At 63.1% G+C, this 20,160-nt stretch carries 16 protein-coding genes; 2 read left to right on the plus strand and 14 right to left on the minus strand.

Features of this window, described 5'->3' with window-relative positions; all coding sequences use genetic code 11:
* The first annotated feature begins 60 nt into the window (after positions 1-60).
* Positions 61-1,035 (plus strand): hypothetical protein, encoded by a 975-nt coding sequence (locus ACSMXN_RS16015; protein ID WP_196811252.1) that lies wholly within the window; start codon positions 61-63, stop codon positions 1,033-1,035.
* A gap of 400 nt (positions 1,036-1,435) precedes the next feature.
* Entirely contained in the window at positions 1,436-4,663 is a 3,228-nt protein-coding gene (gene ileS, locus ACSMXN_RS16020) for an isoleucine--tRNA ligase (protein WP_022912780.1), read from the plus strand.
* Between the two features lie 68 nt (positions 4,664-4,731).
* Here the strand turns inward: ileS and ACSMXN_RS16025 are convergent, their stop codons facing one another.
* The 14 genes from ACSMXN_RS16025 to ACSMXN_RS16090 form a co-directional block, all read right to left on the minus strand.
* Positions 4,732-5,184 carry a hypothetical protein gene (locus tag ACSMXN_RS16025; protein WP_022912779.1) on the minus strand — a complete coding sequence of 151 codons (453 nt, stop codon included), beginning with the start codon at positions 5,182-5,184 and terminating at the stop codon, positions 4,732-4,734.
* Positions 5,185-5,222: 38 nt separating this feature from the next.
* Entirely contained in the window at positions 5,223-6,212 is a 990-nt protein-coding gene (locus tag ACSMXN_RS16030; RefSeq protein ID WP_022912778.1) for a DivIVA domain-containing protein, read from the minus strand.
* A gap of 222 nt (positions 6,213-6,434) precedes the next feature.
* Positions 6,435-6,746, minus strand: a complete 312-nt coding sequence (locus ACSMXN_RS16035) for a YggT family protein (RefSeq protein WP_022912777.1) — start codon at positions 6,744-6,746, stop codon at positions 6,435-6,437.
* A 118-nt stretch (positions 6,747-6,864) separates the two neighbouring features.
* Positions 6,865-7,368: a cell division protein SepF gene (locus tag ACSMXN_RS16040; RefSeq protein ID WP_022912776.1), complete on the minus strand. Its 504-nt coding sequence runs from the start codon at positions 7,366-7,368 to the stop codon at positions 6,865-6,867.
* 53 nt (positions 7,369-7,421) lie between these two features.
* Entirely contained in the window at positions 7,422-8,156 is a 735-nt protein-coding gene (locus tag ACSMXN_RS16045; protein ID WP_027139316.1) for a YggS family pyridoxal phosphate-dependent enzyme, read from the minus strand.
* Between the two features lie 44 nt (positions 8,157-8,200).
* A complete protein-coding gene (gene ftsZ, locus ACSMXN_RS16050) occupies positions 8,201-9,397 on the minus strand; it encodes a cell division protein FtsZ (protein ID WP_022912774.1) in 1,197 nt (398 codons plus the stop codon).
* A gap of 184 nt (positions 9,398-9,581) precedes the next feature.
* A complete protein-coding gene (locus ACSMXN_RS16055) occupies positions 9,582-10,211 on the minus strand; it encodes an FtsQ-type POTRA domain-containing protein (RefSeq protein WP_196811234.1) in 630 nt (209 codons plus the stop codon).
* 98 nt (positions 10,212-10,309) lie between these two features.
* A complete protein-coding gene (gene murC, locus ACSMXN_RS16060) occupies positions 10,310-11,899 on the minus strand; it encodes a UDP-N-acetylmuramate--L-alanine ligase (RefSeq protein WP_022912772.1) in 1,590 nt (529 codons plus the stop codon).
* Positions 11,883-13,001 carry an undecaprenyldiphospho-muramoylpentapeptide beta-N-acetylglucosaminyltransferase gene (gene murG, locus ACSMXN_RS16065; protein ID WP_022912771.1) on the minus strand — a complete coding sequence of 373 codons (1,119 nt, stop codon included), beginning with the start codon at positions 12,999-13,001 and terminating at the stop codon, positions 11,883-11,885. The genes murC and murG overlap by 17 nt, the downstream gene beginning before the upstream one ends.
* Positions 12,998-14,575 (minus strand): putative lipid II flippase FtsW, encoded by a 1,578-nt coding sequence (gene ftsW, locus ACSMXN_RS16070; RefSeq protein ID WP_155958319.1) that lies wholly within the window; start codon positions 14,573-14,575, stop codon positions 12,998-13,000. The genes murG and ftsW overlap by 4 nt, the downstream gene beginning before the upstream one ends.
* Entirely contained in the window at positions 14,572-15,975 is a 1,404-nt protein-coding gene (murD, locus tag ACSMXN_RS16075) for a UDP-N-acetylmuramoyl-L-alanine--D-glutamate ligase (protein WP_022912769.1), read from the minus strand. Before murD ends, ftsW begins: the two co-directional genes overlap by 4 nt.
* A gap of 5 nt (positions 15,976-15,980) precedes the next feature.
* A complete protein-coding gene (gene mraY, locus ACSMXN_RS16080) occupies positions 15,981-17,072 on the minus strand; it encodes a phospho-N-acetylmuramoyl-pentapeptide-transferase (protein WP_022912768.1) in 1,092 nt (363 codons plus the stop codon).
* On the minus strand, positions 17,072-18,484 hold the full coding sequence (locus ACSMXN_RS16085; protein ID WP_022912767.1) for a UDP-N-acetylmuramoyl-tripeptide--D-alanyl-D-alanine ligase: 1,413 nt from the start codon (positions 18,482-18,484) through the stop codon (positions 17,072-17,074). The genes mraY and ACSMXN_RS16085 overlap by 1 nt, the downstream gene beginning before the upstream one ends.
* Entirely contained in the window at positions 18,481-20,136 is a 1,656-nt protein-coding gene (locus ACSMXN_RS16090; RefSeq protein WP_022912766.1) for a UDP-N-acetylmuramoyl-L-alanyl-D-glutamate--2,6-diaminopimelate ligase, read from the minus strand. The genes ACSMXN_RS16085 and ACSMXN_RS16090 overlap by 4 nt, the downstream gene beginning before the upstream one ends.
* Positions 20,137-20,160: the final 24 nt, after the last annotated feature.

Genomic DNA, 20,160 nt, shown 5'->3' on the forward strand with positions numbered 1-20,160 from the left:
GCACCCGACGCCCCACTCTTCGCTGGTCCCGACTTCTTCGCTGGTCCCCCATCCTTGCCTGTGCCCGCGTTCTTGACTGGTCCTGCGTTCTTGGCTGGGGCAGCGTTCTTGGCTGGGGCAGCGTTCTTGGCTGGGGCAGCCTTGGTTGCACTTGCCTTGACCAAACGAGCCTTCGCGGGCGCTGCAGTCTTCGTGGGGGCTGCAGGCTTGGCCGGCGCTGCCTTCTTGGTTGGGCCGGCCTTGCTCGGCCTCGATGCAACCGAGACTGCGTCTGCCGGCGCAACGTTGGCTGGGGCAGCCTTCTTTGCCGGCGAAGCCTTTCGCAATGGCGAAGCTTTCTTGGCTGGCGACGCTTTGGCTGGCGACGCTTTGGCTGGCGACGCTTTCTTGGCCGTCACCGACGCCTCAGCCATGTCAGCCTTCTTCACGGCTGCCGCTTTCCGCGTTGGCGCAGGTGCTTTGGCAGGAGCGACGGATTTTGCCGCCGCCGTTGCCTTGGCCGACGCCTTGCTAGCCGGTGTCTTTTGCCTCGGCTGTGCCTTTTGTGCTGGCGCGCCAGCGTTGGTGGACCCGGCCTTCCCGGTTTGGTCCGCACTGCGGACCGAACGATTCGCGGTTGAATTCTTCGCCGGAGTTGATCGCACTGCGGTCACAGGCGCCGCCTTTTCTGGTGATTTCGCTGGCTCGGCTGCTTTGTTAGCCGATGGTGATTTCTTGGCCGGCGCCAGCGTCTTCGCCGCGACCACTCTTCGTGCCTGCGCTGGATGTGTCTTCTTTGCCGGCTTCCTTGCTGACTTCTTTGTCGGCAGAGAAGTCGGCGAAGCATCGTCGCCAAGGACCCCAACACCGATACCGGTGATATCGGCGCCCCTCACAATGTCACCAACTGCCGCGGCAGCGTCCGACCCGGAGCCGCCAGCCCGCTTCGGACCTGCTCTATCCGGTTCAGAACACCAGCCATGGCGTCGCTTCCCATCGTTGTTACTCGACCATGTCACGTGGTCCAGCAAAGCGCTCAGAATACGAGCGAGATGATCTAAGCGCTAGGGGCCGCGCCAAATGTCATTCTCCCCTAATGAGGGTGAATCGGGCGGGTGCCGAGAATGAGCAGCATTCGGCCGCGAGACAAAGTTGTGGGGCCAAGTAGACTGTTGCCGGACGTCGATGAGGACGAGTAGCGACGGAAACGAACACCAGCGACCTGGGGACGGTGCGAGCCCGGGGTTACGTTCCGCACGTGAAATCACCTCGGAGTTTCGGAAGAACAGGCTCACAGCCCCAGTAGAACCGAGCGCAGCACTGAAGAGCGGGCCGGTCAGCACGATCGAGCGGTCAAGAGGGGTGGTACCGCGGCAGCGAGAGCTGTCGTCCCTTCACCGAAGGGCCTGAGAGCCAGCGTCTGCTCGGGCCACAGCCCAGGTGAAGGAGAACAACGATGGCAGAATTGCCCACCTCGCAGGCCGCTACGCCGTATGTGAGCAGCTACGAGGCGCTGCCGGCCCACATCGATCTCGCTGCCAACGACCGACAAATCATCGAGTTCTGGCGGACGGCCAAGGTCTTCGATCGCAGCCTGGAACAGACCGAGAACGGCCCTACCTTCACCTTTTACGAAGGACCGCCGACCGCCAACGGAACCCCAGGCACGCACCACATCGAAGCCCGCGCGTTCAAGGACCTCTTCCCGCGTTTCAAGACCATGAAGGGGTATCACGTCCCGCGGATGGCCGGGTGGGACTGTCACGGGCTCCCCGTCGAACTCGCGGTCGAGAAACAGCTTGGCTTCACGGGCAAGCCGGATATCGAGAGGTACGGCATTGCCGAGTTCAACGCCCAGTGCAGAGCTGAGGTGCAACGAAACGTCGATCAGTTCACTGCGATGAGTGAACGCATGGGCTACTGGGCGGACTACGACAACGCCTACTGGACGATGAACGCCTCCTATATCGAGTCAGTGTGGTGGGCGCTCAAGAGGATCTTTGACCAAGGACTTCTCGTCGAGAGTCACCGCGTAGCGCCGTATTGCCCACGGTGCGGCACAGGCCTGTCCGAACACGAGGTTGCGCAGGGGTACGAGACAGTCGTCGATCCGTCGGTGTACGTGAAGTTTCCGCTCACCTCGGGGCCGTTTGCTGGTAAGGCGGACCTGCTCGTCTGGACGACCACACCATGGACGCTGGTGTCCAATACTGCGGTTGCCGTCAACCCGGACGTTACCTACGTCGTCGTGCAGACCGTAGAGGGCGAGACGGCCGAGTCCGAGTCATCGGTCGATACCCTCGTCGTTGCCGAGCCGCTGCTCGCAAAGGCACTGGGCGGGGCCGACTACACCGAACTGGCCCGCTTCACCGGACGCGAGCTCGAGCACTGGACCTACCAGCGTCCCTTTGACTACATCCCGATCGGCGATGCGGACAATCCCGCGCACTATGTTGTGCTCGCCGACTACGTCACCACCGAGGACGGTTCAGGCCTCGTGCACCAGGCGCCCGCCTTCGGCGCTGATGACCTCGCGATCAGTCGCACCTATGGCCTGCCGGTCGTCAATCCGATCGGCCCGGACGGGCACTTCCTGGCTGATGTGCCCGAAGTCGGCGGAGTCTTCTTCAAAGACGCCGATTCAACGCTGGTAGCAACCCTTCGAGCGCGCGGCCTGCTCTACAGGCATGTGAACTACGAGCACTCCTATCCACATTGCTGGAGATGCCATACCCCGCTGATGTACTACGCGCTGCCGTCCTTCTACATCCGGACGACGGAGCGTAAGCAGGAGCTGCTGGCTCAGAACGAGGCGACCAACTGGTACCCAGACACCATCAAGCACGGGCGCTATGGAGACTGGCTCAACAACAACATCGACTGGGCGCTGTCACGCGATCGCTACTGGGGTACACCTTTGCCGATCTGGCGCAACGACCTCGATCCGGAAAACCTCGTCTGCGTCGGCTCGCTCGCCGAGTTGTCCGAACTCAGCGGCGAGGACTTGCATGACCTCGATCCACATCGTCCCTTCGTTGATGCGCCGACCTTCACGTTGCCCGGTGTCGCGGGCACTTTCCGCCGCGTGCCGCAGGTCATCGATGGCTGGTTCGATTCCGGCTCGATGCCCTTTGCTCAATTCGGGGCCCCGCACCGCAACGCCGAACTCGCACGCGAGAACTACCCAGCGGACTTCATCGCCGAAGCCATCGATCAGACCCGGGGCTGGTTCTACACCTTGATGGTCGTCGGCACCTTGGTGTTCGACGAATCCAGCTATCGCAACGTTGTTTGCCTGGGCCACATTCTGGCCGAGGACGGTCGCAAGATGAGTAAGCATCTCGGCAACATCCTCGAACCCATCCCTCTCATGGATCAGCACGGCGCCGACGCCGTGCGCTGGTTCATGCTTGCCGGCGGATCGCCCTGGTCCGCGCGCCGGGTGGGCCACAAGAACCTCGAAGAGATCGCGTCGAAGGTACTTCGCACCTACTGGTCGATAGCTTCCTTCCAGTCGCTGTATGCCCGAGCGAACAGCTGGAATCCGGCTCCCGCCGCTTCGAAGTCTGCCGACGGCGCGGCGGCGGCCACCCCGCTTGATCGGTGGGCTCGCAACGAAACCCGCCGCGTGGCTGTCGAAGTCGATGCCGCACTCGAGGCATATGACCCGGCGCGCGCAGGCAAGGCGCTCGCAGGCCTGATCGACGATCTCTCGAACTGGTACGTACGGCGATCGCGGCGCCGATTCTGGGAAGGTGATCCCGAAGCACTGCAGACGCTGCATGACTGCCTGGACGTACTGACCCGAATGCTCGCGCCGTTCGTGCCCTTTGTTACCGAACGGGTCTGGCATGCGTTGTTCGCCGAGCCGAGCGGAATCGAGTCGGTACATCTGGCATCGTGGCCGGCGGCCGATGCGGACGTCGACATCATCCTGTCCGAGCAGGTGGCTTTGGTACGCCGCATCGTCGAGCTGGGGCGTTCTGCTCGTGCCGAGGCGAAGGCGAAGACCCGCCAACCCCTTGGCCGCGCACTGATCTCGGCAGCTGGCTGGGCGGCGTTGCCGCCGTCCCTCAAGTCTGAGGTGATGGACGAGCTCAATGTGCTGGAGCTCGCGAACCTCGCGGACGCCGGCGAACTTGTCGATCTCACGGTGAAACCGAATTTTCGCTCCCTCGGTGCACGTTTTGGGCCCCGCACCAAGCTCGTGTCTGCGGCCATCACTCAGCTCGAGCCGACCGCCCTCGTGCGCGACCTGCGAGCCGGAGTAGCTCGGGTCCGCGTCGAGGGCGAAGTGGTCACGCTCGGCCCTGACGATCTTTTGATCACGGAGACCCCGCGTTCAGGTTGGGCGGTGGCCAGCGACAGCTCCGAAACGGTCGCGCTCGATCTGGAGCTCACCCCCGAGCTACGTAGGCTGGGCATCTTGCGCGATGTGATCCGACTTGTGCAGGAGGCACGCAAGAACGCTGGCTATGACGTGACCGATCGGATCTCCTTGCATTGGCGTGTCGGAGGCTCACCTGAACCAGCGCAGGCCATTCGCGAACATGCCGATGAGCTTGCCCGCGAAGTCCTCGCGACCGAACTGGTCGAGGGCGCTCCCGCTGTTCCAGCCGACTTTGCCGAGTCAACCGAGGAGGACCTGGGGCTTCACCTCTGGCTGGCACGCATCAACAGTTGACCGACGAGTCACACTCGTACGCGGGGTGTGGCCCCCGCCTCGGTTAACGCAATGTCTTGCGATCCATGCTATTTACCGAGGGCCGTATCCGGATCGCAGAGCGCGCATGGCGTGAATCCATCTTCTACGGCTCGCGTCAGTGCGACGGGGGCGCTGGCGCGGCCGTTGATGAACTCGCAGCTCGACAGATGGTAGCGGGGCCTGCCATGGACGACTCGGACGATCACGTCCCCAGATCGCGATAGCGGGGCGACGGTCTCAGCCATCGCCGGCTCCGCCGGGCCGGCGCTCTTTGCCAGTCCGGCCTGCCGTGCTTCAGGTTCCGCCCGTTGGCCGGGCGCAGCACCGGCAGCCAACACAGTGAGAGCGCGGCTGCGGAGCCGTCGTATTCGCAACACTGCCATTGCAGCGAGCACGCTGATAACAATCGATGCGGTCACGAGCGCCGCGCTATTTGCAACGATGCCTATGACTAGGAGCCCGAGGGCAACGACGAGCAGCAGCAGAATCGCAAACTGCATGGCGCCGCTCCGGCGATCTCACAATGGCGCGGCTCTAATCAGCCGTTGCCATCGCCCTGGCCGCGATCGTCTGCCGGTTCGGCCTTGCCACTGGCATCAAGATCGTGCAGCTGAGATTCGAGGTAGCTCTTCAACCGCGAACGGTATTCGTGCTCGAAGGTGCGTAGTTCTTCGAGACGCTTCTCGAGAGCGGCCTTGCGCTGCTCGAGTTGGGTCGTGATCTGTGCGGCCCGTTGTTCGGCCTCCTGCACAGTGCTGGCCGCCTTCGCCTGAGATTCGCGGGCCAGCTGGTCTGCCCGGGACTGAGCTTCGCTCACGGTCTTCTCGTGGAACGCGCGCGCCTCGGCTTGAACGCGGTCCTGATGCGCCTTCGCCTCGGCGATCGTCTTCTCGTGATGCGCGCGAGCGGCGGCGGTCTGCTCATCAGCTGCTTGCTGGGCCAGCGCGAGAACGCGTTCGGCCTGGCTGAGCTGTGCCACGCCCGAGGAAGCCGGCGCCGCTGCCTGCGCTGCGCTAGGAGCGGCCTGAGCGGCAGCACGCGCAGCGTTCAGCTCTTGCTGCGCGCGGTTGAGCGCGGCTTCGAGTTCAGTCACCCGAGCGGCAACGCGCTTGTTCTCGTCGCGAGCAGCTGCCAGTGCCGCCGTGTCACCGCCGGCCGCGGTCGCCCGCTGACGTGACGCCGCAAGCTCCTGCTGAGCAGCGGTGAGGTCCTGTTGCGCCTTGGCGGCGGCCTGCTTGGCTTGGGCGAGCGTCGTGTCCAGTTCGTTGACGCGGGCGGCCAGCTTGCGATTCTCGTCGCGAGCGGCGTTCAGTGCCGCGACGTCGGCGCCTTGACCAGCGCTGTCTGCCGGCGCGCTGCCGACCTTGTCTGCATGATCGCGGAGATCTTTGTTCTCCTCGATCAGTCGGGCGAGCTCGACCTCGATGATGTCGAGGAAAGCGTCGACCTCTTCTTCGTCGTACCCGCGTTTGCCGATCGGGGGCTTCTTGAAGACCACATTGTGGACTTCGGCGGGTGTCAAAGGCATCGATTCACCTCATGTGTCGGGTTGAAACGCTCCTGTTTTGGAGCATTTCGACCTGGAGATCGGACGGACGGAGTACAGCGGCACCCGCAAAGGTAGCCCCTGTGCGCTCGATTGGTCTAAGTGAACGCAAAGAGAGAATACCGATCACGACGCGTTACGTGCGCAGGACGGGCATTTTCCACCATAGAAATGTATGCCCCGACGCGACCGCCGGGACCGAAATCAGTGGCTCGGACCATAACTGGCACCGGCAAGAGAGCCGACGATTTGCTGCAAAATGATGATGATGATGAAGAGCACGATGACGCTGAGATCAAGGCTGACGCCACCAAGTCGGAGCGGCGGGATGATCCTGCGCAGCAGCTTCATCGGTGGGTCTGTTACCGAGTAAACGACTTCCAGCCCTACTGCGGTCAGGCCCGCCGGCCGCCACGAACGCGCGAAACTGCGGGTAGTCTCCGCGACCAGACGGGCAATCACCAGTAAATAGAAGACCAGTAGGGCAAGTCCAATTGCAGCCCAGAACGTCGACATAGATCAAGTCTAGTTGTGCCGCGCTCATTGCAGCACCATCGCGACGCCGCTTGTCCTTCGCTCAGCCCGAGCCGAGTACCGGGGCCATTCGACGGCGGCGGCTTTGGTGGTAGCGGACTCAGCTCTGGTTGTAGAAACCGGTGTCGGCGATTCGTTGCTTGTCGGCCGCGGTCACGGTGACGTTGTGAGGACTGAGCAGGAAAACCTTGGGAGTGACGCGCTCGATGCTGCCGTGCAAACCGAAGGTAAGGCCTGCTGCGAAGTCGACCAGCCGTTTGGCGTCTGCGTCGTCCATCTCCGTCAGGTTCATGATCACCGGAGTGCCGGCGCGAAACTGCAGGCCGATCGTCTTGGCTTCGTTGTACGTCCGCGGATGCAGCGTGGTGATCCGCTGCGTCGGCTGTTCGTAGGCGACGTCGTAGTCGTCGTAGGCCTCCGCCGCATGCGCTTGATCAGCCTGGGCACCATGATTCTCATAGCCACGTTGCTGAGGAACGTCGACCTCCCGGCGCGAGTAATGCGGGTCGCGAGCGAGCGCACCGTAAGACTCCGTCCCGTCGGCGTAGTCGTCGTCCTCGACTAGCCCGAGGTAGACGCCCATCTTCCGAAAGGCTGTAGCCATCTCGTCCTCCTGTGTCGGTGCTGCACTTACTACCCGCTACTTGCGTCGCGACGTTATCCGAAAGTTGGCGCTCGGCGGCCAAGCAACGCCGTACCGATTCGAACGTGTGTCGCACCCCGGCGGATTGCGGCCTCGAGGTCGCCGCTCATTCCTGCGGAGATCATCGTGGCGCCTGGATACTCCGAACTGAGTCGAGCAGAAATCACCGCCAAATCAGCGAACGACCGGTCGGCATTGGCCCCCAAGGGTGCGATTGCCATCACACCCTGCAACCTGAGTGACTCGTGACGGACGATCTCGCCAGCCAGTCGGAGAACGTCGGTGCCGACAACGCCGCCGCGCGACACGTCGCCGTCGAGACTGACCTGTACAAATACGCCGAGATTCTGACGGTCCGCTTGCGCCGCGCCCGTTGCGAGAGGCTTGAGCAACTCGACCCGATCGACACTATGGACGAAGCTGGCGTAGCCGGCAACGGACCGAGCCTTGTTCGTCTGCAACCGGCCGACGAAGTGCCAATCAACCCGCTGATCGGTCATTCCCGCGACTGCGGCGGCCTTGGCGGCGGCCTCCTGATCGCGGCTCTCACCGAGGTCCGAAACCCCCAGGGCGGCCAAGATCGCCGCGTCGAGGGCTGGGAAGAACTTCGTGACAGCAACCAGACGCACCTCGTCCGGCGATCGATCCGCGGCTTGGCAAGCTTGCGCTATCCGATCGCGGACCGCAGCCAGATTCGTCTCCAGCTGTGCTGAGCGGTCCGTATCAGTAAGCTCCGCATGAGTAAGCATCGTCACTGCTCTTCGGTGTTCATGCTCTCGCCGCCGAGGCGGTCCTATTTGAGAAAATCGGGAACGTCGAGTTCGTCCTCGTCCACGTTCACCGGCTTGCGAGCCGCCGAAGGGCTCGGCGTCCACGTTGAGCCGGGGCTTACGGTGCTCGAGGTCGTGCCGCCAGCCGTGACAGATGAACCGGCCGGTAGTGAAGGTCGGGAGACCGAATCGGGCGTGACTGAAGCACCTGCACTCGGACCCATAGCGGGCGCGTCGCCCTCTCGGCGGACTTCGACCTTCTTATAGGGCAGCTGACCCGAATCGAACCCCGCCGCGATGACCGTGACCTTGACCTCATCGCCCAAGGTGTCGTCGATGACGGCACCGAAGATGATGTTCGCATCCGGATGAGCAGATTCGGCGACCAAGGTAGCCGCATCGTTGATCTCGAAGAGACCAAGGTCTGACCCACCGTAGATCGACAGCAGGACTCCGTGGGCACCCTCCATACTCGCCTCGAGCAGCGGCGACGCGATCGCCATCTCTGCCGCCGCGCGTGCGCGCCCCTCGCCGCGCGCCGACCCGATGCCCATCAACGCAGACCCCGCTCCGCTCATGACGCTCTTCACGTCAGCAAAGTCGAGATTGATGAGGCCCGGCGTGGTGATCAAATCGGTGATGCCCTGGACACCGGATAGCAGGACTTGATCGGCGCTGCGGAATGCGTCCATGACCGAGACGTTGTTATCCGAAATCTGGAGCAGCCGGTCATTCGGAATCACGATCAACGTGTCGCACTCGGCGCGCAGTTGCTCGATGCCTAATTCGGCCTGATTTGCCCGCTTCTTACCTTCGAAAGAGAACGGTCGGGTTACGACGCCGATCGTCAGCGCCCCCAGCTTGCGCGAGATGCTCGCTACAACAGGCGCGCCGCCGGTGCCGGTGCCACCGCCCTCGCCCGCGGTGACAAAGACCATGTCCGCGCCTTTGAGCACCTCTTCGATCTCATCGCGGTGGTCTTCGGCGGCCTTCCGGCCCACGTCGGGTTGCGCACCGGCACCCAGACCGCGCGTCAATTCTCGACCGACGTCTAGTTTCACGTCGGCGTCCGACATGAGCAGCGCTTGTGCGTCGGTGTTCACCGCGATGAACTCAACGCCCTTGAGGCCCTGCTCGATCATGCGGTTCACGGCATTTACGCCGCCGCCGCCGACACCGACGACCTTGATGACGGCCAGGTAGTTGTGCGGTGGAGTCATGAGGCACTCTTTCGATCGTCGGTGTGAACTCTCACCCTCAGGTAGACCCTTAACGTTATGTCAACCTAGGCGATATTGCGAAGGTAGTTGCCGGATCGACTTGTACAAGCAGGCGCGCCGCAATGCAGATCAATTGTCCCTCGGTCGCAGCATTCAGATGTTGGTGATGTGGACACCGATTCGATCAATTCGAGCCACGGCTGATTACCGTGTCGGGGTCACTGACATCGAACAGGCGACCAGGCTGAGTTAGCAGCGCAGGCAGGAGTTTGGCCTTGTCTTCGCTGCGATCCGTGTCACCCCATAACACAGTACGACCATCGCGTAGCGTGAGTGTGATGGTTTCAGCGGTGGGTGCCGCGATACTCAGAACCAGCTTCGCGACGGCGGGGCTGAGCGATCCCGCGACGGTAGCCACGTTGGACGCGAAAGACGTTGCCCCGTCGTCGAGTCGAGGCAGACCGGTAGGTGGTACCTGCACCGGGCGAAAGGCCACATCGTCAACGTCTACAAGCGAGAACCCTCCCCCGGTGCTGCGATATCCAATGGCGGTGCGCTCGACTATCGAGATGCTGACCGCGTTGGGGTAGCTCGTTGTGACTTGCGCTGATTGCACTTCGGCCAACGCTTCGACCCGCCGCGTGACTGCCGCGGTGTCAAGTCGTATTAGCGGCGTCCCCTGCTTGATCGCCGCCGCCTGCCTTACCTGCGCCGTCGACAGGAACTTCGTGCCCGTCACCTTGACCGACGTGGCGCCAAGCAGACTCGAGAACGCGATTACCCAGGTCAGGATGGCAACGACGACGACGAGCACGCCCAGTATCAACCACTTTCGTGCCCACGGAGAATGATCTGTCCGCGTTCGCGAAACCCCTTCCGATTGCACCTCATCCGGACGAGACGTAACGCGGTTCACAGGTCTTCGATCCCAGTCGCAGTCAGCTCAGTGATCTCTGCCAGGATCTCCGGACAGAGCAGGTGCACGTCGCCGATCCCCATCGTCATCACGACGTCCCCAGGCCGCACGACTGATGCGATCCGGCGCGCGGTGGCCCCCCAACTGGGTTCGTAGATCACGTGGTCGGGTTCAAGCGGAATCTGTTCGGCCACCAGAGCGCCGGTGATCCCCGGGATCGGCTCCTCACGCGCCGGAAAAATGTCCATGACGACAGCAATATCGGCGACAGCCATGGCCTCGGCGAATTCCTTGGCAAAGGTCTGCGTCCGGCTGTACGTGCCCGGTTGAAAGACCGCGACGAGACGCCCGTCGCCCGAGAGCACCGATCGCGCTGCAGTCAGAGCCGAACGCACCTCCGTCGGATGATGGGCGTAATCGTCGTACACCCTGACGCCACCCGCTGAACCGCGGAACTCGAATCGACGATGTACGCCCTGAAAACCACGCCAGGCCTCCGCTGTCTTGTCAGGGTCCATGCCCAGCGCGACCGACAAAGCAAAGGCGGCCGACGCGTTGAGGGCCATGTGGTGGCCGATAAGAGCCCCGACCCGGATGCGATGCGGCTCAGGGCTGAGCGCCACATCACTTACGGTGCTCGTGGGCACCGCCGAGCCCTGAACCGTGAACTCCACCGAATCTGGATGCTCCAGGATGTCGGAAACCCTGATATCGGCATCGTCGGCGGTGCCATAGCTGCGTACGTCCAGGCCCTTCTCCCGAGCGTATTGAGCTACCCGTCGAGCGCCCGCATCATCAGCGCAGGTCAGCAGCAGACCGTGCGGAGCTACCCGATCCACAAACAGCTCGAAAGCCCTGAAGATGCCTTCGAGGTCGCCGTGATTCTCGAGATGATCAGCCTCGACGTTGGTAATGATCGCTAGTTCCGGACGAAGCAACAAGAACGATCCGTCGCTCTCGTCTGCCTCGACGATGAACAGATCGCCACTTCCGGCGTGTGCGTTGAGCCCGGATTCATAAAGGTTTCCACCGATGGCAAAAGACGGATCAAGCCCGGACGCTTGAGCTGCCACCGTCAGCAACGATGTCGTGGTCGTCTTGCCGTGCGTCCCCGCGATAGCTACTGCGCGACGACCGGTGATCATCGCGGCGAGACCGCTGGCCCTGCGCAACACCCGAAGCGGACGTTGCCGAGCCGCGACGAGCTCGAAGTTCTTCGGACTGATGGCTGTGGTGTAAACCAGCGTGTCGATGTCATCCAGGTGATCCAACGAATGCCCGATCGCCACATCGGCACCGAGAGCTCGAAGCGCCGTGACCGTAACCGATTCTCGTCCTTCACAGCCCGAGACCTGTAGACCGCGGGCAAGCATGATCCGGGCCAGGCCGCTCATTCCGGCCCCGGCTATGCCCATGATGTGGACCCGACCCAATTCCTCGGCCGACGGTATCTCCTCGGTCGCGGCCGAGGTCACCAGCGCGGCTCCGGGAGCTGACCAGTCCTCCGGCCGGTCGTAGCTCGACTGCGACCGGGTCGCTGCTTCCGGCAGCCAGGCCTGGGGCGAATCGTCAGCCTCGCCTGTCACGAGCAACCTCCAGAACTTCACGCGCGAGAATCGCTCCCGCATCACGGGCACCCGAACGCCGGGCCGCCTCGGTCATGGCAGCCAGCCGAGGCTGATCGACCATTACCTTGACTACATTCTGCGCTACCCAGATCGGGGTGCACGCCTCATCGGCAACAAGCAATCCGCCGCCAGCCGCGACAACGGGCTCCGCGTTCAAGCGTTGCTCGCCACCACGTAGCGGGAAAGGGACATAAGCGGCCGGCAGTCCGACTGCGGTTAGCTCAGCCACCGTCATCGCGCCAGATCGGCAAAGCACGAAATCCGCCGCGGCGTACGCGTCGGCCATCGATTCGAGATACGGCAGTACGACATACGGCGCTTGGCCCGGTGAGCGAGATGGTGCGGTCACCACATTCTTCGAGCCCGCAATGTGCAATACCTGTACGCCAGCCGCAGCCAATGCCTCAGCAGCGCCAAGCGCGCTGGCGTTCAGACGTTGGGCGCCCTGGGACCCGCCGGTTACAAGCAGCGTCACCCGATCGGGATTCAGGCCGAACTTCTGACGCGCAGCCAGACGGGCCGAGTCACGATCCAATTCTGTGATGGCCGGCCGCAACGGGATTCCGACTGGCTTTCCGTGCCTGATCTTGACCGCATCCGAGGCCGTGTAGACATGCCGGGTGAGCCGCGCCGCCAAGCGGTTGGCGACACCCGGGCGCGCGTTGGCCTCGTGAACAACGATAGGAATGTGTCGCTTTCGGGCCGCCAGGTACGCAGGAACCGCGACGTATCCCCCGAAGCCCACCACCACATCTGCACCCACGCGGTCCAGAACCGCACCTGCAGCTCGGACGGCATCAGCGACCCGACCAGGCGTCTTGAGGAGAGCGAGATTGAACTTCCTGGGCAACGGGACAGGCGGGATGAGTTCGAGTGCATAGCCACGCGCCGGGATGAGCGTCGTGTCCAGCCCCCGTTCGGTGCCCAATGCGGTGATTCGCGTTTCGGGCGCTAGCTTCCGAATTGCGTCTGCAACGTTCATTGCCGGCTCGATATGACCAGCCGAGTGCCCACCGGTAATAACTATCGACACCGGTTTAGGTGGTTCAGCCGAAATCATCTCGGGCGCCGGCCCGCGGAATCCGAACCAGTTGGGCGAAGACCCTGCGACGCTGGAGCTGCTGAACGTAGCCGACCGGCCGCTGGCGCCACTCGGCTGGGAGTAGGCGTGCGCGTCACTGGCTGGCGCGCTGTATGGGTAACCGGTTGCCTGGCTGGCTGTCTCGACGAGTTGGCTGCTGGCTGATGGACGGGCCGGCCACGGGCTGGATGCGGTTGCCGCCCTGCCGGTGGTTTCGCCGGTGGTTTAGTCGGTGCTTTCGCCGGTGGCTTGGCCGACGTGCCGGTGGCAGCCTTGGAGTTAGACCTGACCTTTGGCTGCGCGGTCTTGGGCGTACCCAGGCAAAGTGTTCGCACCCACCTCGTCGTGCTACCGGCTTCAGCTGCTCGCTGCGCCGCCTTCACCGCAGCTGGCTCGTGACGAGCGAAGGAGACGAGCATGCCCAGTACGCCGCAGGTCAAAATGAGCGATGTGCCACCGCTGGAGATGAACGGCAGCGGAATGCCGGTGACAGGCAAGAGACCCGTCACGTAACCGATATTGATCAAAGCCTGACCCGCGATCCAGATTCCGGCACCGGAGGCGACGAGGCGAACGAAAGGATCCTTGCTGCGGAACGCGATCCGCATACCTGCATACGTGAAAAGCCCGAATAGGAACAGCACCGCAGTCGTGCCCAGCAGGCCCAACTCCTCGCCGACAACAGCGAATACGTAGTCGGTGTTGGCGTTGGGCACCCAACCATATTTCAGGGTGCCTCGGCCGAGGCCAACTCCGAACACCCCACCGGAGGACAACGCCCAGAGACCGTGCAGAGCCTGATAGCCATGGCTTTGCGCGTCGACGCTCGGGTGCAGGAACGTCGTAAGGCGCTGCAGCCGATATGGCTCCGTGACCGCGAGTGCCGTCACTGCCCCGGCAAGCCCCAGAAAAATAAGCATGAAGTAGCGGTAGGGCAAACCGACCATCCACAACAAGCCCATCAAGATCATCACAAAACACAGGCTGGTGCCGAGGTCGGGCTCCAACATGACGAGGGCAATGATCGCGACGAACCCGGGAACCAATGGCAGCATGACGTGCTTGGCCGACTTGAGCGTCTTCAGAGACTCTTTCCGTGCCAGCAGATCCGCACCCCAGAGCAGAACCGCGAGCTTGGCGAACTCTGAAGGTTGCAGTGTGAGCGGGCCGAATTGCATCCATCGCTGTGCCCCATTGATGGTCGCGCCGATGCCCGGCACCAAAACTCCGACGAGCAGGATCAACGCAAGCGCCAACGCCGGATAGGCCAACCGCCGGTAGGCGGCAGGTGGCATGCGGACGGCAATCCAGAAAACCGGAATGCTCAAGATCAGAAAAGCGAATTCTCTGATGAGCTGAGACCAGATGTCATCACCGGTGGTATGCAACGACGCCGAGATTGTGGTTGACGCGGACATCATCAGACCGAAGAAGAGAAGGCCTCCTCCTGCTGCCAACATCAGCTGCACGGAAGCGAACGGGTTCTCCAGATACCGGCCCGACGCGCGCATGACCCGCGTACCACCGACTCGGGACCTCAGTTCGGTGATCAAGCCTGCGGCTCCGAAGTCATCGGCGACGAGCCTTGCTCGTTCAGAGCTGCCACCGCGTCGGCGAAAGCCTTGCCACGAGCTGAGTAACTGGAATACATATCCAAGGACGCCGCGGCGGGCGCAAGGAGGACCACGTCGCCGGCCGCTGCCAGCGACGCAGCAGCAGCGACCACGTCATACATGGCCCTATCGTCCGTCCTCGACACGATGATCACCGGGAGATCCGGCGCGTGTCGTGCGAACGCGGCGGCGATCAACTCGCGATCTACGCCTAGCAGGACCGCCGCCCGCATTCGAGGCGCGAACTCTGCGACCAGTTCATCAACTGGCGCATCCTTCAGCTGGCCGCCTGCGATCCATACGATGCGGTCATACCCTGACATTGACGCTGCGGCCGCATGGGCGTTCGTCGCCTTGGAATCATCGATGAAGTCGACGCCACCGACCGATGCGACGCGATGGTTGCGATGCGGATCCGGAACGAAGGCCCGCAAGCCGACAGCGACCTGCGCTGGCTCGACGCCTACTGTTTCGGCAAGAGCAGCCGCCGCAAGGGCGTTCGCCACATTGTGCGAGCCGGGCGGACGGACCTCAGCGGTCGGCAACAGCGCTCGGCCCTGACCGTCGACCAGGACATCGGCGCGCACACCGTATTGACCAGCGTCGGGCTCGCCAAGCGTGAAGCTGTCCATGACGTTAGAAACGCTCGCGCCACTTCGGGCGAACAGTTCACTGACAGCGACATCGTCGGCATTTCGTATCGCCCGATGCCCCGCCCAGACCTTGGCCTTCTCTGTCGAGTAGTTCCACATAGAACCATGCCAGTCGAGGTGGTCGGGCGCGATATTGAGTAACACTCCGGCGTGCGGGCGGATCGTCGACGAATGATGAAGTTGAAAACTGGAGGCTTCCACAGCGAGGACCTCGTAGGAAGGTTCTGCCATAACGGCATCGATGATCGGGACGCCGACATTGCCTACCGCCAAGGCACGCCGACCGGCGCAGACCAAGATTGACTCAAGCATCCGAACGGTCGTGGTCTTGCCGTTGGTGCCCGTGACCATCAGCCAAAGCGCAGCGGCCTCGTCCCTGATTCGCCAGGCAAACTCGAGCTCACCAAAAACCGGCACACAGGCGTCGGCAGCCGCGATGAGCAGCGGGTGATCCGGCCGCCAACCCGGCGACGTGACGAGGGCATCGGTTCCACTCGGTATCGCTGAGATATCGCCGAGGAACCTGGCGCCAGCCGGCAGCCCTGCGGCGACCGGTCCTCGGTCAGTCACCAGGACGGTAGCGCCTAGCGTGGCCAGAGCCCGCGCAGCCGACGCTCCCGCCGTTCGCGCCCCGCATACGAGCACAGTGCGCCCAGCGAAGTCGCTGCGAGCCAAGAATTCCGACATGAATCTCAGCCGTAGGAGATGAATTCGGCGTAGAACAGGCCCATTCCGAATGCCACGGCAAGGCCACACACGATCCAAAACCGCACAATCGTCGTCACCTCACCCCAACCACCGAGCTCAAAATGGTGATGGAAGGGTGCCATTCGAAAGACCCGTCTACCGGTGCCGGTAGTGATCCTGGTGTACTTGAACCACCCGGTCTGGATCACGCTCGACAGCGTTACGACGGCGAACAGCCCGCCGAGCACTACAAGAAGTAGCTCGGTCCGGGACAAGATGGCCAGGCCGGCCATCAGGCCGCCGAGCGCCATCGAACCCGTGTCTCCCATGAAGATCTGCGCCGGCGAAGCATTCCACCATAGAAATCCGAAGCAAGCGCCCATGGCGGCAGCTGCGATCAACGCGAGGTCTTGAGGGTCTCGTACGACATAACAGCCCGCCGGACTGCGCGCCCCGCAGATGTTCTTGAATTGAATGAAAGTGATCAAGGTATAGGCACCCATCACCATCGCTGCGCTACCCGCCACCAGGCCGTCGAGCCCATCCGTCAGGTTTACGGCATTCGTCGTTGCAGTGACGATCAGATATGCAAGCACCAAGAAACCGACGACCCCGATCGAGATCGGCGCGATATCTCGTACGTAGGACAGATGCCGCGAGGCCGGCGTCAGACCACGAGAGTCCTTGAACATCATCGCTCCGGCGCCGAATATCAGTGCGACAGCGAGCTGCCCAAGGAACTTCGCGCGAGCGCGGAGGCCGAGGCTCCGTCGCCGTCGTAGCTTGATGAGATCGTCCACGAATCCGACGCCACCCGATCCGACCATCAAGAACAGCAACAGCAGGCCAGACGCCGTGGGCCCGCGGTCGTCACGGATGAAGCCGACGGCGTGGGCAGCGAAATAGCCGACGATAGTCGACCCGATGATCGCGACACCGCCCATGGTCGGCGTCCCGCGCTTGATCAGATGCGATTGCGGTCCATCTTCACGGATCTCCTGCCCAAATCCCTGGCGGCGGAAATACTTCACGACCAAGGGCGTACAGAGAATCGAAAAGATCAGCCCGAACAGGGCTGCAACGAGAATGGACTTCATCAGGCGGGCCCGCTGCTTTGGTCGACGCCGCGCGCCGCGATGACCGAGGCGGCCACGGCCTCCATGCCGGCTGCACGTGAGCCTTTTACTAACAGCACATCTCCGGCACGAAGAACCTCGCTCAGCCGCAAAGTTGCCTCAGCTGTCGTCGCAACCCACTCGGACTCGCCATCCCACGAGCCCTCAAGAGCTGCACCGTGCGCAATTGGCCGGGCAGGCTCGCCCACCGCGATGACCTTGCCGATGTCGTAGCGGACCGCCAGTCGCCCGAGTGAATCGTGCTCGGCAGCCGAATCAGCGCCCAGTTCTGCCATGTGGCCGAGCACGGCTATCGACCGCCTGCCGCGCGACATGATCGCCAGCGATTTGAGCGCTGCTCGCATCGACTCCGGATTGGCGTTGTAGGCATCGTTGACGACTGTGATGCCGTCCGCAGTCTGTGTCACTTCCATCCGCCACTTCGAGCGAGGACGGGCCGCCGACAATGCCGCGCCGACGTCTTCGATGGACAGTCCACACTCGAGCGCGACCGCGGCTGCAGCAAGCGCGTTCCCAACGTGATGCTCGCCGTAGAGCCCCAATACCACCGGTGCGCGCCCGGTGGAAGCAACCAGCTCGAAGGCGGCTCGCCCGACATCGTCGATGCGCACCTTCTCAGCCCGTACATCGGCGTTACGGTTCTCGCCGAAAGCGATCACCCTCGCGTGAGTCCGGCCGGCCATCGCCGCCACTACCGGATCATCCGCGTTCAGCACGGCAATCCCACCGTCGCTAGCGGCCGGTAATGCCTCAACGAGTTCACCCTTGGCTTGTGCAATCGCTGCCACGGACCCGAACTCCCCCAGGTGCGCAGACCCGACATTCAGCACGACGCCTATCTTCGGTGGCGCGATCCGGGTGAGATGTGCGATGTCGCCTACGCGCCTGGCCGACGTCTCGAGGATCAAGAACTCGGTATCAGCGTCGGCAAGCAGCACGGTGTATGGGTAGCCGAGTTCGTTATTGAACGATTCGGGCGTCGCTACCGTCCGTCCGTGGCGTGCGAGCACTTGAGCAAGGACGTCCTTCGTGGACGTCTTGCCAGAAGATCCGGTAATCCCGATGGTCATCGCGGGCAGCCGATGCCCGTTGTGATCGGCGAGCGCGGTAATCGCGGCGATCGGATCGGTGACCACGATCGAACCCGTCGGCACGGTGCGGGTCGAGAGCACTGCGACCGCGCCGCGCGCGAGTGCTGCCGCTGCGAACTCATGGCCATCGGCGTGCTCACCGACGAATGCCAGGAACAGGTCGCCGGGTTGTACGCGCCGACTGTCGAACTCCACCTTGCCGGTTACCAACAGGCTCGGTTCGATTCCGACGACGGCGCCCGAAACGATGGCGGCAATCTCATTGACCGTCAGAGGCATCATCGGTCTACCACGCCCGGCGCAACGCTCGACGCTGGGCCAGAACCAGCATGCTCGTTCGGCCCATCGGTTTCGATCACAGCGGCCGCCACGGAGAATCCTTGTGACAGAAGGGCTTCGCGTACCACGGTGACATCATCGAAGGGCAGCATATCGTCGCCGATGAGTTGGCCCGTCTCGTGGCCCTTGCCCGCGACGAGCACGGTATCGCCGGGGCGGGCCCGCCCGATAGCTGCCTCGATCGCCGAACGGCGGTCGCCGACCTCCAAAATCACGGCCGACTCGGCCTCGGGAACTGCACGCGCGCCCTGCAACATCGCCGCTCTGATGGCGGCTGGGTCCTCGCTGCGAGGATTGTCGTCAGTGACGATCAACACGTCGGCCTGACGGGCCGCCACCTCGCCCATCACGGGGCGTTTACCCCGATCGCGATCGCCGCCACACCCGAGGACGATGATCAACTTTTCTGCGGTCAGCGGTCGGAGCGCTTGTAGCGCACCTGTCACGCCGGCTGGCTTGTGGCTGTAGTCGACCACAGCAAGGAAAGGCTGATCGCCGTCGACACGTTCCATCCGGCCCGGGACCTGGGCCTGCGCGACCGCCGATGCGCTGGCCCGTGGGTCCAGCCCCAATTCGGCCAGGATCGCGAGGGCGAGCAAGGCGTTCGCGACGTTGTAGGCGCCGGGTATCCGACAGCCTGCCGGAAACGTCCCGGCCGGACCGGTCACCGTGAAGCTGCTGCCTCCGTAGCGATCGAACTCGATCGAACTCGCCGTCCAACTCGCTTGCTTGCCGGTTGCGACCGTGATCGTTCGGCCGGTACTCGCCGTTGACCGGCTTTGCACCAGCCGCCGTCCCCATTCGTCGTCGGTGACCACGATCTCGTGTTTGGCGCGACCATCGAACAGCAAGGACTTGGCCGCGAAATAATCCTCCATGTCACGGTGAAAATCCAGGTGGTCCTGTGAGAGGTTCGTGAAGGCACCAACTTCGAAATCGACGCCGTCGACTCGACCCATCCGCAGCGCATGCGAAGAGACCTCCATGCCGACAAACCTCATGCCTCGTTCGACCATCAGTGCCAACAGGGCCTGGAGCTGCGGGGCTTCGGGCGTGGTGAAGGGAGTCTTCAATACCTCGTCACCGACGAATACCCCGACGGTGCCGATCAATCCGGATGACATGCCTGCCGCCGAGAGCCCGGCCCGAACAAGAAAGGTCGTGGTGGTCTTTCCGGAGGTTCCGGTGACTCCGAACACGGGTAGGGCACGCGAGGGATGGCCGTATATATCGGCAGAAATGCGACCAAGAATTCCCCGCGGATCATCGACCACGATCAGGGGCAGCCCCGTTATCGCTGCCTCGCCTGCACGGTCGGTCAGTACGGCCACAGCGCCGGAGGCCCTGGCCTCGCTCACGAATCGCGCACCGTGACCGCTGGCGCCCGGCAATGCCGCGAAAAGGTCGCCTGGCTCGGCAAGCGTGGAATTCGAACTGATCCCCGTTACCGAAACGGACTCTCCAGTGAGTCGACCACCGATCGACTGCGCAAGTTCCGCAAGCGGGCGCGGTACAACTCGCGAAGGCCGAGAGACTGCCGAAGTCACGGTCCCGGCTCCACGGTCCGGGCTTGAACGCGTGCTCGACTCAGCCATATGCCACCACCCTACCGAGCGGTA

The organism is Parajatrophihabitans canadensis (assembly GCF_053764775.1).

Excerpts from the sequence above, each read along its gene's own strand:
- ftsZ (WP_022912774.1), bottom strand. The coding sequence starts at position 9,397 with ATGACTCCACCGCACAACTACCTGGCCGTCATCAAGGTCGTCGGTGTC.
- ileS (WP_022912780.1), top strand. The coding sequence starts at position 1,436 with ATGGCAGAATTGCCCACCTCGCAGGCCGCTACGCCGTATGTGAGCAGC.
- murD (WP_022912769.1), bottom strand. The coding sequence starts at position 15,975 with ATGTCGGAATTCTTGGCTCGCAGCGACTTCGCTGGGCGCACTGTGCTC.
- ACSMXN_RS16025 (WP_022912779.1), bottom strand. The coding sequence starts at position 5,184 with ATGCAGTTTGCGATTCTGCTGCTGCTCGTCGTTGCCCTCGGGCTCCTA.
- ACSMXN_RS16030 (WP_022912778.1), bottom strand. The coding sequence starts at position 6,212 with ATGCCTTTGACACCCGCCGAAGTCCACAATGTGGTCTTCAAGAAGCCC.
- ACSMXN_RS16045 (WP_027139316.1), bottom strand. The coding sequence starts at position 8,156 with ATGCTTACTCATGCGGAGCTTACTGATACGGACCGCTCAGCACAGCTG.
- ACSMXN_RS16085 (WP_022912767.1), bottom strand. The coding sequence starts at position 18,484 with ATGATGCCTCTGACGGTCAATGAGATTGCCGCCATCGTTTCGGGCGCC.
- mraY (WP_022912768.1), bottom strand. The coding sequence starts at position 17,072 with ATGAAGTCCATTCTCGTTGCAGCCCTGTTCGGGCTGATCTTTTCGATT.
- ACSMXN_RS16035 (WP_022912777.1), bottom strand. The coding sequence starts at position 6,746 with ATGTCGACGTTCTGGGCTGCAATTGGACTTGCCCTACTGGTCTTCTAT.
- ACSMXN_RS16040 (WP_022912776.1), bottom strand. The coding sequence starts at position 7,368 with ATGGCTACAGCCTTTCGGAAGATGGGCGTCTACCTCGGGCTAGTCGAG.
- ACSMXN_RS16090 (WP_022912766.1), bottom strand. The coding sequence starts at position 20,136 with ATGGCTGAGTCGAGCACGCGTTCAAGCCCGGACCGTGGAGCCGGGACC.
- murG (WP_022912771.1), bottom strand. The coding sequence starts at position 13,001 with ATGATTTCGGCTGAACCACCTAAACCGGTGTCGATAGTTATTACCGGT.